Source organism: Pseudomonas fluorescens (assembly GCF_001623525.1).
Lineage (GTDB): Bacteria > Pseudomonadota > Gammaproteobacteria > Pseudomonadales > Pseudomonadaceae > Aquipseudomonas > Aquipseudomonas fluorescens_Q.
In genome coordinates this window covers 3,767,415-3,783,122 of record NZ_CP015225.1, presented here as the reverse complement: position 1 = coordinate 3,783,122, position 15,708 = coordinate 3,767,415, and the positions used below count along the sequence as shown (strand labels likewise).

Sequence of the window (15,708 nt, the reverse complement as noted above, 5' to 3'; positions counted from 1 at the left end):
CCTCGCCACGGTAATGGTTTCTGGTGAAGTTGGGAGGTTCAGCGCAAGCCGCGTTGGGTTTCGTCCAGCTCACGGATGTACTTGAAGATTTTACGGCTCGAGGCCGGTGGCTTGTTCTGCGCCAGTTCGTGCTGGGCCTGACGGATCAGGGAGCGTAATTGCTGACGATCAGCCTCCGGGTAGTCGATGACGAATTTTTCCAGGGTGCCGTCGTCGCCTGCGATCAAGCGATCGCGCCAGCGCTCCAGGTTGTGGAAACGTTCGTTGTATTGCCGGGTGGAGGCATCGAGTTGATCGAGCAGGACCAAAATGGCGTCAGTGTCCTGATCGCGCATCAGCTTGCCGATGAATTGCAGGTGCCGTTTACGCGCGATATTCGCGGTGTGCTTGGGCGCATCGGCCAGGGCCCGGCGCAAGGCGTCGGTCAAAGGCAGTTTGGCCAGCAAGTCAGGCTTGAGTGTTGTCAGTCGCTCGCCGAGGTCAACCAGAGCATGCAGCTCGCGTTTGACCTGGGATTTGCTTTTTTCACCCTCGTAGAGGGAGTCGTCGTAAGAATCAACCATGGTGGCAGTCCGCAAAGAAACGCCGCCATGATAACCAGTCGGGGGCCGCTTGTCCGGCCCGGTCGCTCGAAGGCCATCACCGAAAGAAGAATTTGAGTGGAGAACACCATGAGTGCAGTTCAAAGCGTCGGCCCGCAAGCATTGCCGGCACTGCAGGAGCAAGTCGAGCAGATCCTTGCCGAGGCCAAGCGCCAGGGCGCCAGTGCCTGTGAAGTGGCTGTATCGCTGGAGCAGGGCCTGTCGACGTCGGTGCGCCAGCGCGAGGTGGAAACCGTCGAATTCAATCGCGACCAGGGCTTTGGCATCACCTTGTACGTGGGCCAGCGCAAGGGCTCGGCCAGCACTTCGGCGAGTGGTCCGGAGGCCATTCGCGAAACCGTCGCCGCGGCACTGGCTATTGCCAAGCACACCTCCGAAGACGAAGCCTCGGGCCTGGCCGATGCTGCGCTGATGTGCAAGGAGCTGCGCGACTTCGACCTGTTTCACGCCTGGGACATCACCCCCGAGCAGGCCATCGAACAGGCACTGCGTTGCGAAGCGGCGGCATTCGAGGCCGACAGCCGGATCAAGAATGCCGACGGCACGACGCTCAATACCCACCAGGGCTGCCGGGTCTATGGCAACAGCCACGGCTTCATCGGCGGTTATGCATCGACTCGCCACAGTCTCAGTTGCGTGATGATCGCCGAAGCCGATGGCCAGATGCAGCGCGATTACTGGTACGACGTGAACCGCCAGGGCACCTTGCTGGCGGACCCGGTGAGCATTGGCCGGAAAGCCGCACAACGGGCGGCCAGCCGCCTGGGCGCGCGGCCGGTGCCGACCTGTGAAGTGCCGGTGTTGTTTTCGGCCGAGCTGGCCGGCGGCTTGTTCGGCAGCTTCCTGTCGGCGGTGTCCGGCGGCAACCTGTACCGCAAGTCGTCGTTCCTCGAGGGCGCGCTGGGGCAGAAACTGTTCCCGGAATGGATGACCATCGACGAGCGTCCGCACCTGATGCAGGCCATGGGCAGCTCCGCGTTCGACGGCGACGGCCTGGCCACCTACGCCAAGCCGTTCGTGGAAAAGGGCGAGTTGGTGTCCTACATCCTCGGCACCTATTCGGGCCGCAAACTCGGCATGCCGAGCACCGCCAATGCCGGTGGCGTGCATAACCTGTTCGTGACCCATGGCGAAGAAGACCAGGCCGCCTTGCTGCGGCGCATGGGGCGTGGCCTGCTGGTGACTGAACTGATGGGCCATGGCCTGAACATGGTCACCGGCGACTATTCCCGTGGCGCGGCGGGTTTTTGGGTCGAGAACGGCGAGATCCAGTTCCCGGTCCAGGAAGTGACCATCGCCGGGAATATGCGCGACATGTTCAAGCAGATCGTAGCGGTGGGCAACGATCTGGAACTGCGCAGCAACATCCGCACCGGTTCGGTGTTGATCGAGCGGATGACGGTGGCGGGTAGCTGACCTTCAATCGCAGTAAAAAAGGCGCGTCATCCTAGCGGGTGACGCGCCTTTTTCATGTTCGCAGAAACCCCTGTGGCGAGGGAGCTTGCTCCCGCTCGGCTGCGCAGCAGCCGCAAAAATCTCAGCAGCACCGCAAAGACATGACAACCCTGATAAACAGGGTCTGCTTCGCAGACCAGCGGGAGCAAGCTCCCTAGCCACGGTGAATTTTGTACGGGCTTACAGTTGTGTTGCTTCTTATTATCATCTAATAATGAATCTCATTCGCCGAGTGAGCCCCGGTCATGAGTTCTGCCCTGCACGAGCAACCCTACCTTGAAAGCTGGCGCTGGATGAGTCGCCAGATCCGTTGTGCGATGAGTCCGGACGAGCCGCGGCTGATCGAGCATTACCTGGCCGAAGGCCGTTATCTGGCCTGCTGCACCGCCACTTCGCCGTGGATGATTTCCGAAACCGCGTTCCGCTTGCTGCTCGACACCGCCGCCGACGTCGCGCTGCCGTGGCATTGGCGCAATCTCTGCCTCGACCAGGCCTGGCGTCCTCTGCGTGAGCTCGAACAACAATCACTGTGCCGCTGCCGCCTCAAGCGTTGGCAGAGTCATGCCTGGGCGCTGGCGACCTGCGCCCTGGAGCCGTCGATTCCTCTTATTGAACTGGTGCAAGGATCTCCCGATGAGTAATACCCGTATCGAACGCGACAGCATGGGCGAGCTGCAAGTCCCGGTGGATGCCCTCTATGGCGCCCAGACCCAGCGCGCAGTGGATAACTTTCCGGTCAGCGGCCAGCGTATGCCGGCGCAGTTCATCCGCGCCCTGATCCTGGCCAAGGCGGCTGCCGCTCGGGCCAACGTAGAGCTGGAACAAATCAGCCCTGCACAGGGAAAGGCCATTGTCGACGCCGCCCAAGGGCTACTCGAAGGCCAATTCATGGACCACTTCCCGGTGGATATCTTCCAGACCGGCTCGGGTACCAGTTCCAACATGAACGCCAACGAAGTGATCGCCACCCTCGCCAGTCGTCTGTTGGGGGAAACGGTTAATCCGAACGACCACGTCAATTGCGGCCAGAGCAGCAATGACATCATCCCTACCAGCATTCATGTCAGCGCTGCGCTGGCCTTGCATGAGCAACTGCTGCCGGCGCTGTTGCACCTAGTGCAGGTGATTGAGCGCAAGGCCGAGGAGGTGCACCCGTTCATCAAGACCGGTCGCACCCACCTGATGGATGCCATGCCGGTGCGCCTGAGCCAGGTGCTCGACGGCTGGGCGCAGCAACTCAAGGCCAATATCGGCCACTTGCAGGACCTGCTGCCGAGCCTGCAATCCCTCGCCCAGGGCGGTACGGCGGTCGGCACCGGGGTCAACGCCCATCCACGCTTCGCCGAGCTGTTCAGCCAACAACTGACGCAACTGACCCAGGTGCAGTTCACCCCAGGCCAGAATCTGTTCGCGCTGATCGGCTCCCAGGACACCGCCGTGGCGGTGTCCGGACAGCTCAAGACCACGGCGGTGTCGCTGATGAAAATCGCCAATGACCTGCGCTGGATGAACTCCGGGCCACTGGCGGGCCTGGGCGAGATCGAACTCGAAGGCTTGCAGCCGGGCTCCTCGATCATGCCCGGCAAGGTCAACCCGGTCATTCCTGAAGCCACCGCGATGGTGGCGGCCCAAGTGATTGGCAACGACACGGTGATCACTATCGCCGGTCAATCGGGCAACTTCGAATTGAACGTGATGCTGCCGATCATCGCCCAGAACCTGCTGAGCAGCATCGCGCTGATGTCCACTGCCAGCCGCTTGCTGGCGGACAAGGCCATCGCCACCTTCAAGGTCAACGAGGCCCGGCTCAAGGAAGCGTTGTCGCGCAATCCGATCCTGGTGACCGCGCTGAATCCGATCATTGGTTACCAGAAGGCCGCTGAAATCGCCAAGAAGGCTTACCAGCAAGGTCGGCCGGTCATTGATGTCGCCCTGGAGCACACCGACCTGACACGCAGCGAACTCGAAGTCCTGCTGGACCCGGAGAAGCTCACCGCCGGCGGCGTGTAACCCCCGACACCTGTGTGGAGGACTCATCATGGAACACTGGAAACGTACGATTGAACGGGCCAACCGCTGTTTCATGCTGGGCGAGCTGGTAGATGCCCGCGAAGCCTACCTGCAAGCCCTGGCGCTGGCCCAGGTGCTGTTCGAGCGTTGGTCGGATGCCGACGAAGCCGTGGCCGCGTGCGTCGTCTCCCATCACAACCTGGCGGACCTGCACTTGCGCCTGAACCAGCCGGAGGAGAGCGCCGAGTACCTCTGCGCCATCCACCAGCGGTTGTTGCAGACCCTGCAGGACGAGCGCATGGCGCCGGCCCTGCGTGCTGCTGCGTTGCGTCAGAGCCACAAGACCTATGTCGAACTGCTGACGTTCATCAGCGAACACGGTGAATACCCTCGTACCCAGCGCCTGCTGGGTTGCAATGCCGCTTCGCCCCAGCAGCGCGATGCCCCTGTTCATTACGGAGTTCATTGAAAATGGCTTTTACCTTGCCTGCATTGCCCTACGCCTACGATGCCCTGGAACCGCACATCGATGCGCAAACCATGGAAATCCACTACACCAAGCATCACCAGACCTACATCAACAACCTCAACGCGGCGGTGGACGGTACCGAATACGCCGAATGGCCGGTCGAAAAACTGCTGTCCAGCATCGAGCAATTGCCGCAAAGCCTCAGGGCCGCGGTGATCAACCAGGGCGGCGGCCATGCCAACCATTCGTTGTTCTGGGAGGTCATGGCGCCCCAGGGCGGTGGACACCCAGAGGGGGCCCTGGCCGCCGCGATCGAAGCGCAACTGGGTGGGCTCGAACGGTTCAAGGAAGCATTCACCAAGGCGGCGCTGACCCGTTTCGGCAGCGGTTGGGCCTGGTTGAGCGTGACCCCGCAAAAGACATTGGTGGTGGAAAGCAGCGGCAACCAGGACAGCCCGTTGATGAACGGCCATACGCCGATCCTGGGCCTGGACGTCTGGGAGCACGCGTATTACCTGCTGTACCAGAACCGTCGGCCGGAATACATCAACGCGTTCTACAACGTGATCAACTGGCCGGAAGTCGCACGCCGTTACCGGGCTGCGCTGGCCTGAGTGCCTCATAAACAATCCAAGGCTGACTATGGATACTGAAACGCTGGCGATAGGGAGCGGACGGATGTTCCGCTACGCCTTGGGATCGCTGTTATTGTTGGCCGGGATGACATTGCTGGTAGCCCAGGGCCTGGCGTGGCTGGACCTGGAGCCGAAACTGTTGCGTGCCCTGCAGGGCGGTGGGCTTTGCGCCTTGGGCACGGCGTTGGGCGCTGTGCCGGTGCTGGTGATCCGCCGCATGCCCCAGGCCGTGAGTGATTCGTTACTCGGTTTCGGGGCTGGCGTGATGCTGGCCGCGACGGCGTTTTCGCTGATCGTGCCGGGCATTGCCGCAGCCGAACAGCTGGGGCTCACGCCTTGGGCGGCCAGTGGCCTGATCAGCTTCGGTATCCTGCTGGGGGCATTCGGGTTGTACCTGGTCGACCGTAAAGTGTCAGCCAGCCCTGCAAGGCTGGTAGAGGCGCCCGGACGTCCGATCATTGCCCCCGCGGATCTGGCTGTTTGTGTTTGCCATCGTGGCTCACAACATTCCTGAGGGGATGGCCGTTGGCGTATCGGCGGGTGGCGGCATGCCAGATGCCGACAGCCTGGCGATGGGGATCGCCTTGCAGGATGTCCCTGAAGGGCTGGTGATCGCGCTGGTGCTGGCTGCGGCCGGGATGTCGCGGCTCAAGGCGTTCGCGATTGGCGCTGCGTCAGGGCTGGTCGAGCCAGTGTTCGCGCTGTTGTGCGCCTGGTTGGTGAGCCTGGCCGAGATGCTGCTGCCCCTGGGGCTGGCGCTGGCGGCCGGGGCGATGCTGCTGGTGGTGACTCACGAGGTCATTCCCGAATCGCGCCGCAATGGCCATGACAAGCTGGCGAGCCTCGGGTTGCTGGTGGGGTTTTGCCTGATGATGGTGATGGATACGGCGTTGGCGTGACAGGGAAAGTCTGTGGGACAGAGATCAATCTGTGTGGCAGGGGGACAATCTGTGGGGCAGGGATCAATCTGTGTGGCAGGGGGGACAATCTGTGGGGCAGGGGGACAATCTGTGGGGCAGGATCAATCTGTGGCGAGGGGATTTATCCCCGCTGGGCTGCGAAGCAGCCCCAAAACCTACTCTCGCGGTGGCCCTGGTTGATTGCATGGGCTTTTTTGGGGGGGCGCTTCGCACCCCAGCGGGGATAAATCCCCTCACCACAGGGGGGTTATTCGCCTTCGTCGAAGTACCTGTTGATCAGGTCCACCAGGGCATCCATCGCTTCCTGCGCCCGATCGCCTTCAGTGTGCAGGTGGATCTTGGTGCCCTTGCCGGCGGCGAGCATCATCATCGCCATGATGCTTTTACCGTCGACCGCGGTCTCGGGTGTGCGACCCACCCTGATGGTGGTGTCCTTGAACTGGCCCGCGACTCCGACGAACTTGGCCGACGCTCGGGCATGCAAACCCAGCTTGTTGATGATTTCAATTTCCTGAGCAGGCATCGCGATGTGAATCCTTTAGCTGAGGTCGCGGTGGCGAACCTGGACGTTCTTCAGGGATTGTTGCAGGAGTTGACCCAGGCGTTCGGTCAGGTAGACGGAGCGGTGATGACCGCCAGTACAACCGATGGCGATCGTGACATAGGCGCGATTGCTCGCGGCAAAGCGGGGTAGCCATTTGAGCAGGTAGCTGGAGATGTCCTGGTACATTTCTTCGACATCCGGCTGGGCGGCCAGGTAGTCGATCACCGGTTGGTCGAGCCCGGACTGAGCGCGCAACTCCGGTTTCCAATAAGGATTGGGCAGGCAGCGCACATCGAACACCAGATCGGCGTCTACGGGCATGCCACGCTTGAAACCAAACGACTCCACCAGGAACGCCGTGCCCGGCTCGGGTTGGTTGAGCAGGCGCAGCTTGATGGTGTCGCGCAACTGATACAGGTTCAGGTGCGTGGTATTGACCTTCAGGTCTGCCAGGTCGGCGATCGGCCCCAATAGCTGGCTTTCATCCTCGATGGCTTCGGCCAGCGAACGGTTGGCATTGCTCAGTGGGTGGCGTCGGCGGGTTTCGGAAAAACGCTTGAGCAGTGTCTCTTCATCGGCATCCAGGTACAGCACGTCGCATTGGATATGCCGGCTGCGCACTTCCTCAAGCAGTTCAGGAAAACGCGACAGGTGGCTTGGCAGATTACGCGCATCGATCGACACCGCCACCAGCGGCTGTGCCAGCTCGGTGTGGATCAGGGCGCGCTCGGCCAGTTCCGGCAGCAGGCCGGCGGGCAGGTTGTCGATGCAATAGTAGCCGCTGTCCTCAAGCACGTTGAGGGCCGTGCTTTTACCGGAGCCGGAGCGACCACTGACAATGATCATGCGCATTTTTAATGACCGTTCTGCTCGTCCAGGACAACCTGGTACAACGCTTCGTTGCTCGGTGCGCTGCGCAGTTTTTCGCGCACTTCCTTGCGGTCCAGCATGCTGGCAATCTGGCGCAGCAGCTCGAGGTGCGCATCGGTCGCCGCTTCCGGTACCAGCAATACAAACAGCAGGTCGACCGGGGCGCCGTCGATGGCGTCGAAATCTATAGCAGTTTCAAGGTGCAACAGCGCGCTGATCGGCGCGGCACAACCCTTGAGACGGCAGTGGGGAATGGCGATGCCGTTGCCAAAACCGGTGGAGCCGAGTTTTTCACGGGCAACCAAGGCCTCGAAGACGTCCTGCATTTCCAGATCCGGTACCTCGCGGTGGATCAGGTTGGCAATGTGTTCGAGGGCTTTCTTTTTACTGCCGCCCGGCGCGTTCACCTGGGAACGGCCGGGGGTCAGGATGGTTTCTAGTCGGATCATGGATTGGGGGGGTTAACGACCGGTTGCGCCCTGGAGGAGGCTCTGGGTCTTTTCCTTATGCTTTTTGAGTTGGCGATCCAGCTTGTCGGTCAGCAGGTCAATCGCGGCATACATGTCTGTGTGCTCTGCGTTGGCAACCACTTCTCCGCCGGGGATATGCAGCGTGGCTTCGATTTTCTGCAGCAGCTTCTCGACGTTCATCGTGACTTGCACGTTGGTGATCTTGTCGAAATGCCTCTCCAATCGGTCGAGTTTTTCGCCGATGTAGGTGCGCAGGGGTTCGGTCACTTCCAGTTGGTGTCCACTGATGTTGACTTGCATACAGCTTCTCCTTCGTTGCCAGTGCATAAAGCGGCAGGCAGAAATGCCTGCCACTGGAACGCTGTGGCGTGGCCTGTTACATCAACCGCTTACGTTCGCTCGAAGGCGCGATCCCGAGGGATTCGCGGTATTTGGCGACGGTGCGGCGGGCCACCTGAATGCCTTGTGCCTCCAGTAAACCAGCGATCTTGCTGTCACTCAACGGCTTTTTCTGATTTTCCGCGGCCACCAGTTTTTTGATGATCGCGCGGATGGCCGTGGATGAGCATTCGCCGCCTTCGGAGGTGCTGACGTGGCTGGAGAAAAAGTATTTCAATTCATAGATACCCCGAGGGGTATGCATGAATTTCTGGGTGGTTACCCGGGAAATCGTCGACTCGTGCATGCCCACTGCCTCGGCAATGTCATGCAGGACCAACGGTTTCATCGCTTCATCGCCGTACTCCAGGAAGCCGCGCTGATGCTCGACGATCTGGGTGGCAACTTTCATCAGGGTTTCGTTGCGGCTTTGCAGGCTCTTGATGAACCAGCGCGCTTCCTGCAACTGGTTGCGCATGAAGGTGTTGTCGGCACTGGTGTCGGCACGCTTCACAAAGCCGGCGTACTGGGCGTTGACCCGCAGCTTGGGCACCGACTCCTGGTTGAGCTCCACCAGCCAGCGATCATTGTGCTTGCGCACGATCACGTCGGGGACTACATATTCGGGTTCGGTGGATTCGATCTGCGAGCCGGGGCGCGGGTTGAGGCTCTGCACCAGTTCGATGACCTGGCGCAGCTCATCTTCCTTGAGTTTCATGCGCCGCATCAACTGGCTGTAGTCGCGGCCGCCCAACAGGTCGATGTAATCGGTGACCAGCCGCTTGGCTTCGGCCAGCCACGGCGTCTTGGCGGACAACTGGCGCAGTTGCAGCAACAGGCACTCGCCCAGGTTGCGGGCGCCGATGCCGGCCGGTTCGAACTGCTGGATGCGATGAAGGACGGCTTCGATCTCGTCCAGCTCGATGTCGAGCTCGGGGTCGAAGGCTTCCAGGATTTCTTCGAGGGTCTCGTCCAGGTAGCCCTGGTTGTTGATGCAGTCGATCAGGGTCACGGCGATCAGGCGATCGGTGTCGGACATCGGCGCCAGGTTCAACTGCCACAGCAGGTGGCTTTGCAGGCTTTCGCCCGCAGAGGTGCGGGTGGTGAAGTCCCACTCGTCGTCATCGCTGCTTGGCAGGCTGCTGGCGCTGGTCTGGTAGACGTCTTCCCAGGCCGTGTCCACGGGCAGTTCGTTGGGGATGCGTTCGTTCCATTCGCCGTCCTCGAGGTTGTCCACCGTCGGGGCGGTTTCCTGGTAGGTCGGTTCCGGGATTTCGGTGTTGGTCTTCTGCTCGACGTTGTCGGCCAGCGGATCGGTGTTGTCGAAGTCGTCGCCTTCTTCCTGGCGTTCGAGCATCGGATTGGACTCCAGGGCCTCCTGGATTTCCTGCTGCAGGTCCAGGGTCGACAATTGGAGCAGGCGGATGGCCTGTTGCAGCTGCGGTGTCATCGTCAGCTGCTGGCCCATTCTCAAGACTAGCGATGGTTTCATGGCAGGGGCTTAACACCTTATTAGCCGGCGCACATGCGCCATCCACTACAGGGCGCCGAAGCGCCAAACTTAAGCAAATTATATGCCTGAAACTGAAGTGTTTGCCTAGAGCGTCGCCACAATAAAATTAAACGACGCTCGGACAATTCGCCAGACACTTGTGATTACAGGCGGAACTCATGGCCCAGATACACTTCCTTGACCAGCTCATTGGCCAGGATGGCTGCGGAGTCGCCTTCGGCGATCAGTTGGCCATCGTTGACAATGTAGGCGGTTTCACAGATATCCAGCGTCTCGCGCACGTTGTGGTCAGTGATCAGCACGCCGATCCCCTTGGCCTTGAGGTGATGGATGATCTGCTTGATATCACCTACCGAGATCGGGTCCACGCCAGCGAACGGTTCGTCGAGCAGGATGAACTTCGGTGCGGTGGCCAGGGCGCGGGCAATTTCCGCGCGACGCCGCTCACCGCCAGACAGGCTCATGCCCAGGTTGTCGCGAATATGGCTGATGTGGAATTCCTGCAGCAGGCTTTCCAGCTCCTGGCGACGACCGGCCTTGTCGAGTTCCTTGCGGGTCTCGAGGATCGCCATGATGTTGTCGGCAACCGACAGTTTGCGGAAGATCGATGCTTCTTGCGGCAAATAGCCGATACCTGCCTTCGCCCGGCCGTGCATCGGCTGGTGGCTGACATCCACGTCGTCGATCAGTACGCGACCCTGATCGGCCTGGACCAGGCCGACGATCATGTAGAAGCAGGTGGTCTTGCCCGCGCCGTTGGGGCCGAGCAGGCCGACGATCTGGCCGCTGTCGATGGACAGGCTGACATCACGCACGACTTGACGGCTCTTGTAGCTCTTGGCCAGGTGCTGAGCTTTCAGAGTTGCCATTACTGGGCCTTCTGCTCGTCGGTTTTCTTTTTCGGTTGGATCACCATGTCGATCCGCGGACGCGACTCGGTCACCTTGCTGCCGGTGGCGCGACCGGCGCTGGCGAGTTTCTTGTTGGTGTCGTAGACGATTTTCTCGCCTTGGGTCACGTTGTTGTCCTTGTCGACGACCTTGGCGCGGTCGATCAGGACGACGCGATCCTGGGAGGCGTGGTACTGGATGGTTACCCCGTAACCCTGCACAGGCTTGGTATCGCCTGCGGTTTGCAACTGCTCGAAATAGGCCAGGTTGCCCACCGAGGTCACCACGTCGATGTCGCCGGACTGGGTGCGGGTGATGGTCACGGTATTGCCGGTGACCTTCATCGAGCCCTGGGTGATGATCACGTCGCCTTTATAGGTGGCCACGCCATTCTTGTCGTCGAGCTGGGCGTCGTCGGCCTGGATGCGGATAGGCTGGTTGCGGTCGTCGGGAAGAGCCCAGGCGCTCGCGCTTCCCAGTGCTGCTGCGCCCAGACTGAGCAAAATAGGGAGGGTTTTAGCGAGCTTCATACTGTCCTCTTACGTTCGATAGCAGGTGTATCCTGCTTTCCTTCAAATACGCTTTCATTCCCGTGCCGGTCGATACACCCCCGGCGCCGTCGATTCTAACGGGTTGCTCGGTCTGCGCATATTCTTGCTGTGGGAACACGGTCATGCGCGTGCTGGTGATGATGGTCGTACGGTTTTTCTCGTCGGTTCGGGCGATGCGCACCGAGTCGATCAGTTCCACTTCGGTGCCGCCGGAATTGACTTCGGCATGCTCGCTCTGCACATGCCACGGAAACTCGGTGCCGCGGAACATGTTCAGATCGGGCTTGGTGACCAGCGTAATGTCAGTGGCCTTTACGTGGTCGACCTTGTCGGACGTCATCTCGTACTGCACTTTGCCGTCGGGCAGGTACTGCAGGGTATGCGTGTTGGTCGCGTACCAGTCGATCTTTTCCTCGATCTGGGCCGCAGGCCGGTCGAGAAACCGTTCGGGGCTGATGTTCCAGTAGCCCACCGCAGCAAAAATCGCCGCGATACAGCCGAACACCACGATGGTGCGAATCTTCTTGCTCAGCATAAATGGCTCACAGGTACGCGGCGTTGGCCGCTTCGAGGTGGCCCTGGGCGCGCAGGATCAGTTCACAGAATTCGCGGGCCGCCCCTTCGCCGCCTCGCGCCGTGGTGACGCCGTGGGCGTGCTCGCGGACGAAGCTGGCCGCGTTGGCGACCGCCATGCCCAGGCCGACCCGGCGAATCACCGGCAGGTCTGGCAGGTCGTCACCGAGGTACGCCACCTGTTCATAGCTTAGGTTGAGTTGACCCAGAAGCTCGTCCAGCACCACCAGTTTGTCTTCGCGCCCCTGGTAAAGGTGCGGGATGCCGAGGTTCTTCGCGCGCCGCTCGACCACAGGGGTCTTGCGGCCGCTGATGATAGCGGTCTGCACGCCGGCGGCCATCAACATCTTGATGCCTTGGCCGTCGAGGGTGTTGAACGTCTTGAACTCGCTGCCGTCTTCAAGGAAGTACAGGCGACCGTCGGTCAGCACGCCGTCCACATCGAAAACCGCCAGCTTGATGGCTTGGCCGCGTTGCAACAGGTCTGTGTTCATTTACATGACTCCCGCACGCAGCAAATCGTGCATGTTCAGGGCGCCCACCGGACGGTCTTCGTCATCGACGACCACCAGGGCGCTGATCTTGTGGTCTTCCATGATCTTCAGGGCCTCGGCGGCGAGCATCTCGGCGCGGGCGGTCTTGCCGTGGGGCGTCATGACTTGCTCGATGGTCGCACTGTGGATGTCGATGGTGCGGTCCAGGGTGCGGCGCAGGTCGCCGTCGGTGAAGATCCCGGCGAGCTTGCCGTCGGTCTCCAGGACCACCGTCATGCCCAGCCCTTTGCGGGTCATTTCCATGAGGGCGTCCTTGAGCAGCGTGCCGCGCAGCACTTGTGGCAAATCCTGGCCAGCGTGCATCACGTTTTCGACTTTCAGCAGCAGGCGACGGCCGAGGGCGCCACCGGGATGGGAAAAGGCGAAATCTTCCGCGGTGAAGCCCCGGGCTTCGAGCAGCGCCACGGCCAGGGCGTCGCCCATGACCAGGGCCGCGGTGGTGGAGGAGGTCGGTGCCAGGTTCAGCGGGCAGGCTTCGTGTTCGACATGAACATTGAGGTTGACTTCGGCGGCCTTGGCCAGCGGCGAGCCCGGGTTGCCGGTCATGCTGATCAACTGGATGCCCAGGCGCTTGATCAGCGGCAGCAGCGTTATGATCTCATTGGTGGAGCCGGAGTTGGACAGGGCCAGGATGACGTCGTCCCGGGTGATCATGCCCATGTCTCCGTGGCTGGCTTCGGCCGGATGGACAAAAAAGGCCGTGGTGCCGGTGCTGGCGAGGGTGGCGGCGATCTTGTTGCCAATGTGCCCGGACTTGCCCATGCCGACCACGACCACCCGGCCTTTGCTGGCCAGAATCATCTCGCAGGCGCGTACGAAATTAGCGTCGATATGGGGCAGCAAGCCTTGCACGGCTTCGAGCTCGAGGCGGATGGTACGTTGTGCCGATTGAATCAGGTCGCTGGATTGGCTCATGTCAGAAATCGTATAGCCCGATGAAAAGGCGGCGATTATAGCGGCAATGAACAATTCCCTCACGTAAGTTCGTCATGCTTTGTTCGGGAGGCCGCAAGGTTCGACATAAAATGTGGCTTTTAACCTTAAGCCAGGCTTAACAGGCGGGGCGTTGGCCTTGGGCGCTTGGCCGTTGCAGTGATATAGTTCGCCGCCGGTTCGCATGCCCGGCGGTACCGGCGCTTGTCGGCTGCCCAGGGCATTCGAATGTGAGGCTGCATCGCAAGGAGTTTAGATGAGTGCCGACAACGCCTACGCGGTCGAGCTGAAGGGACTGTCCTTCAAGCGAGGGACGCGCAGCATTTTCAATGACATCGATATTCGCATTCCGCGCGGCCAGGTCACCGGCATCATGGGACCTTCCGGGTGTGGCAAGACCACGCTGTTGCGGCTGATCGGGGCACAACTGCGCCCCAGCGCAGGCGAAGTCTGGGTCAATGGTCAGAATCTTCCCCAGTTGTCTCGCAGCGACCTGTTCGATGCGCGCAAGCACATGGGCGTGCTGTTCCAGAGTGGCGCGCTGTTTACCGATCTCGATGTGTTCGAGAACGTGGCGTTCCCGTTGCGGGTCCATACCGAGCTGCCGGAAGAGATGATCCGCGACATCGTCCTGCTCAAGTTGCAGGCCGTCGGGCTGCGGGGCGCCCTCGACCTGATGCCCGACGAGCTGTCCGGCGGCATGAAGCGGCGGGTCGCGCTGGCGCGGGCGATTGCCCTCGATCCGAAGATCCTCATGTACGACGAACCCTTCGTCGGGCAGGACCCGATCGCCATGGGGGTGCTCGTGCGCCTGATCCGCCTGCTCAACGATGCGCTGGGCATCACCAGCATCGTGGTCTCCCACGACCTGGCCGAAACCGCGAGCATTGCCGACTATATCTATGTGGTTGGCGATAGCCAGGTGCTGGGGCAGGGCACGCCTCAGGAACTGGCGGATTCTGACAATCCGCGCATTCGCCAATTCATGAAGGGTGATCCGGACGGGCCGGTGGCGTTCCATTTTCCGGCCACGGATTACCGTACCGATCTGCTGGGGAAGCGCTGATGCGCAAGAAATCACTGTTGGAAAGAATTCGCCTGTTTGGTCGCTCGGGTATCGATGTGGTGGCGGTACTGGGCCGCTCCTCGCTGTTCCTGATGCACGCCTTGCTCGGTCGCAACTCGACGGGCGGCGGTTTTGGCCTGCTGGTCAAGCAGTTGCACTCGGTGGGCGTGATGTCCCTGGTGATCATCGTGGTCTCCGGGATCTTCATTGGCATGGTGCTGGCGCTGCAGGGCTTCAGCATTTTGTCCAGCTACGGTTCGGAGCAGGCGGTCGGGCAGATGGTTGCGTTGACGCTGCTGCGTGAGCTCGGCCCCGTGGTAACGGCGCTACTGTTCGCCGGGCGTGCCGGTTCGGCGCTGACGGCCGAAATCGGTAACATGAAGTCCACCGAGCAGTTGTCCAGCCTGGAAATGATTGGTGTCGACCCGCTCAAGTACATCATTGCCCCGCGCCTGTGGGCCGGTTTCATTTCCCTGCCGGTGCTGGCGATGATTTTCAGCGTCGTGGGGATCTGGGGCGGCTCGTGGGTGGCTGTCGACTGGCTGGGGGTCTATGAGGGTTCCTACTGGTCGAACATGCAAAACAGCGTCGACTTCCTCGACGATGTCCTCAATGGCGTGATCAAAAGTGCCGTATTCGCTTTCGTCGTGACCTGGATCGCCGTGTTTCAAGGCTATGACTGTGAGCCCACGTCAGAGGGGATCAGCCGTGCCACAACCAAGACCGTGGTGTACGCCTCGCTGGCGGTCCTGGGCCTCGACTTTATTCTGACCGCCTTGATGTTTGGAGATTTCTGATGCAAAACCGCACCCTGGAAATCGGTGTCGGCCTTTTCTTGCTGGCTGGCATCCTGGCTTTGCTGCTGCTGGCCCTGCGGGTCAGTGGACTGGCGCCGACGGCAAGCACCGATACTTATAAACTTTATGCCAACTTTGACAATATCGCCGGTTTGACGGTCAGAGCAAAGGTGACCATGGCCGGTGTCACTATCGGCAAGGTCACGGCAATCGATCTGAATCGCGAGGATTTCACCGGTCGGGTGACGCTGCAGTTGGAAAAGCGCGTGGATAACCTGCCGACTGATTCCACTGCATCTATCCTCACGGCTGGGCTGCTGGGTGAGAAGTACATTGGCATCAGCGTGGGTGGGGAAGACTCCGTGCTCAAGGACGGTGGTGTCATCCACGACACGCAGTCGTCCCTGGTGCTCGAGGACCTGATCGGTAAATTCCTGCTCAATACCGTTAGCAAAGACGCCAAATGAGGAGCTTTTGA

Annotated in this window: 19 protein-coding genes and 1 pseudogene; 9 read left to right on the top strand and 11 right to left on the bottom strand. The window is 60.8% G+C overall.

Translation table 11 applies throughout. From position 1 onward, the window contains the following. Positions 1-38: 38 nt before the first annotated feature. Entirely contained in the window at positions 39-563 is a 525-nt protein-coding gene (gene yjgA, locus TK06_RS16375) for a ribosome biogenesis factor YjgA (RefSeq protein ID WP_014336624.1), read from the bottom strand. Positions 564-671: 108 nt separating this feature from the next. On the opposite strand from yjgA, the gene pmbA reads away from it, so the two are divergent. From pmbA to TK06_RS16345, 6 genes and pseudogenes are all read left to right on the top strand, one after another. Further along, entirely contained in the window at positions 672-2,018 is a 1,347-nt protein-coding gene (gene pmbA / locus TK06_RS16370; RefSeq protein ID WP_063322920.1) for a metalloprotease PmbA, read from the top strand. 284 nt (positions 2,019-2,302) lie between these two features. Continuing rightward, positions 2,303-2,698: a hypothetical protein gene (locus TK06_RS16365; RefSeq protein ID WP_063322919.1), complete on the top strand. Its 396-nt coding sequence runs from the start codon at positions 2,303-2,305 to the stop codon at positions 2,696-2,698. Beyond that, entirely contained in the window at positions 2,691-4,067 is a 1,377-nt protein-coding gene (locus tag TK06_RS16360) for a class II fumarate hydratase (RefSeq protein ID WP_063322918.1), read from the top strand. The genes TK06_RS16365 and TK06_RS16360 overlap by 8 nt, the downstream gene beginning before the upstream one ends. 28 nt (positions 4,068-4,095) lie before the next feature. Next, the gene (locus TK06_RS16355; protein ID WP_063322917.1) at positions 4,096-4,536 is read left to right on the top strand and encodes a hypothetical protein; all 441 of its coding nucleotides are present in this window, start codon (positions 4,096-4,098) and stop codon (positions 4,534-4,536) included. A 2-nt stretch (positions 4,537-4,538) separates the two neighbouring features. Continuing rightward, positions 4,539-5,150, top strand: a complete 612-nt coding sequence (locus TK06_RS16350; RefSeq protein ID WP_063322916.1) for a superoxide dismutase — start codon at positions 4,539-4,541, stop codon at positions 5,148-5,150. A 28-nt stretch (positions 5,151-5,178) separates the two neighbouring features. Next, positions 5,179-6,070: pseudogene (locus TK06_RS16345) on the top strand (ZIP family metal transporter). 268 nt (positions 6,071-6,338) lie between these two features. On the opposite strand, the gene TK06_RS16340 reads toward TK06_RS16345, so the two are convergent. The 10 genes from TK06_RS16340 to TK06_RS16295 all read right to left on the bottom strand — a co-directional run bounded on the left by TK06_RS16340 (position 6,339) and on the right by TK06_RS16295 (position 13,349). Further along, the gene (locus TK06_RS16340; protein WP_063322915.1) at positions 6,339-6,614 is read right to left on the bottom strand and encodes an HPr family phosphocarrier protein; all 276 of its coding nucleotides are present in this window, start codon (positions 6,612-6,614) and stop codon (positions 6,339-6,341) included. A gap of 15 nt (positions 6,615-6,629) precedes the next feature. Next, positions 6,630-7,487, bottom strand: a complete 858-nt coding sequence (gene rapZ, locus TK06_RS16335) for an RNase adapter RapZ (protein WP_003197845.1) — start codon at positions 7,485-7,487, stop codon at positions 6,630-6,632. 2 nt (positions 7,488-7,489) lie between these two features. After that, the gene (ptsN, locus tag TK06_RS16330) at positions 7,490-7,954 is read right to left on the bottom strand and encodes a PTS IIA-like nitrogen regulatory protein PtsN (protein WP_003197847.1); all 465 of its coding nucleotides are present in this window, start codon (positions 7,952-7,954) and stop codon (positions 7,490-7,492) included. A 12-nt stretch (positions 7,955-7,966) separates the two neighbouring features. After that, on the bottom strand, positions 7,967-8,275 hold the full coding sequence (hpf, locus tag TK06_RS16325; RefSeq protein ID WP_003178005.1) for a ribosome hibernation-promoting factor, HPF/YfiA family: 309 nt from the start codon (positions 8,273-8,275) through the stop codon (positions 7,967-7,969). 76 nt (positions 8,276-8,351) lie between these two features. After that, complete coding sequence (locus TK06_RS16320) at positions 8,352-9,845, bottom strand: RNA polymerase factor sigma-54 (protein ID WP_063322914.1); 1,494 nt, start codon at positions 9,843-9,845, stop codon at positions 8,352-8,354. A 164-nt stretch (positions 9,846-10,009) separates the two neighbouring features. Beyond that, the gene (gene lptB, locus TK06_RS16315) at positions 10,010-10,735 is read right to left on the bottom strand and encodes an LPS export ABC transporter ATP-binding protein (RefSeq protein ID WP_063322913.1); all 726 of its coding nucleotides are present in this window, start codon (positions 10,733-10,735) and stop codon (positions 10,010-10,012) included. Further along, positions 10,735-11,286 carry a lipopolysaccharide transport periplasmic protein LptA gene (lptA, locus tag TK06_RS16310; RefSeq protein WP_063322912.1) on the bottom strand — a complete coding sequence of 184 codons (552 nt, stop codon included), beginning with the start codon at positions 11,284-11,286 and terminating at the stop codon, positions 10,735-10,737. Before lptA ends, lptB begins: the two co-directional genes overlap by 1 nt. Then, entirely contained in the window at positions 11,273-11,842 is a 570-nt protein-coding gene (gene lptC, locus TK06_RS16305) for an LPS export ABC transporter periplasmic protein LptC (protein ID WP_063322911.1), read from the bottom strand. The genes lptA and lptC overlap by 14 nt, the downstream gene beginning before the upstream one ends. A gap of 7 nt (positions 11,843-11,849) precedes the next feature. After that, complete coding sequence (locus tag TK06_RS16300) at positions 11,850-12,374, bottom strand: KdsC family phosphatase (protein WP_063322910.1); 525 nt, start codon at positions 12,372-12,374, stop codon at positions 11,850-11,852. Further along, positions 12,375-13,349: a KpsF/GutQ family sugar-phosphate isomerase gene (locus TK06_RS16295; protein ID WP_063322909.1), complete on the bottom strand. Its 975-nt coding sequence runs from the start codon at positions 13,347-13,349 to the stop codon at positions 12,375-12,377. 274 nt (positions 13,350-13,623) lie between these two features. Between TK06_RS16295 and TK06_RS16290 the strand changes: the two genes are divergently transcribed. From TK06_RS16290 to mlaD, 3 genes are read left to right on the top strand one after another with little or no spacing between them, the layout of a single operon-like run. Next, the gene (locus TK06_RS16290; RefSeq protein WP_063322908.1) at positions 13,624-14,433 is read left to right on the top strand and encodes an ATP-binding cassette domain-containing protein; all 810 of its coding nucleotides are present in this window, start codon (positions 13,624-13,626) and stop codon (positions 14,431-14,433) included. Next, entirely contained in the window at positions 14,433-15,230 is a 798-nt protein-coding gene (mlaE, locus tag TK06_RS16285; RefSeq protein WP_046063856.1) for a lipid asymmetry maintenance ABC transporter permease subunit MlaE, read from the top strand. The genes TK06_RS16290 and mlaE overlap by 1 nt, the downstream gene beginning before the upstream one ends. Further along, entirely contained in the window at positions 15,230-15,697 is a 468-nt protein-coding gene (gene mlaD / locus TK06_RS16280) for an outer membrane lipid asymmetry maintenance protein MlaD (RefSeq protein ID WP_063322907.1), read from the top strand. The genes mlaE and mlaD overlap by 1 nt, the downstream gene beginning before the upstream one ends. Positions 15,698-15,708: the final 11 nt, after the last annotated feature.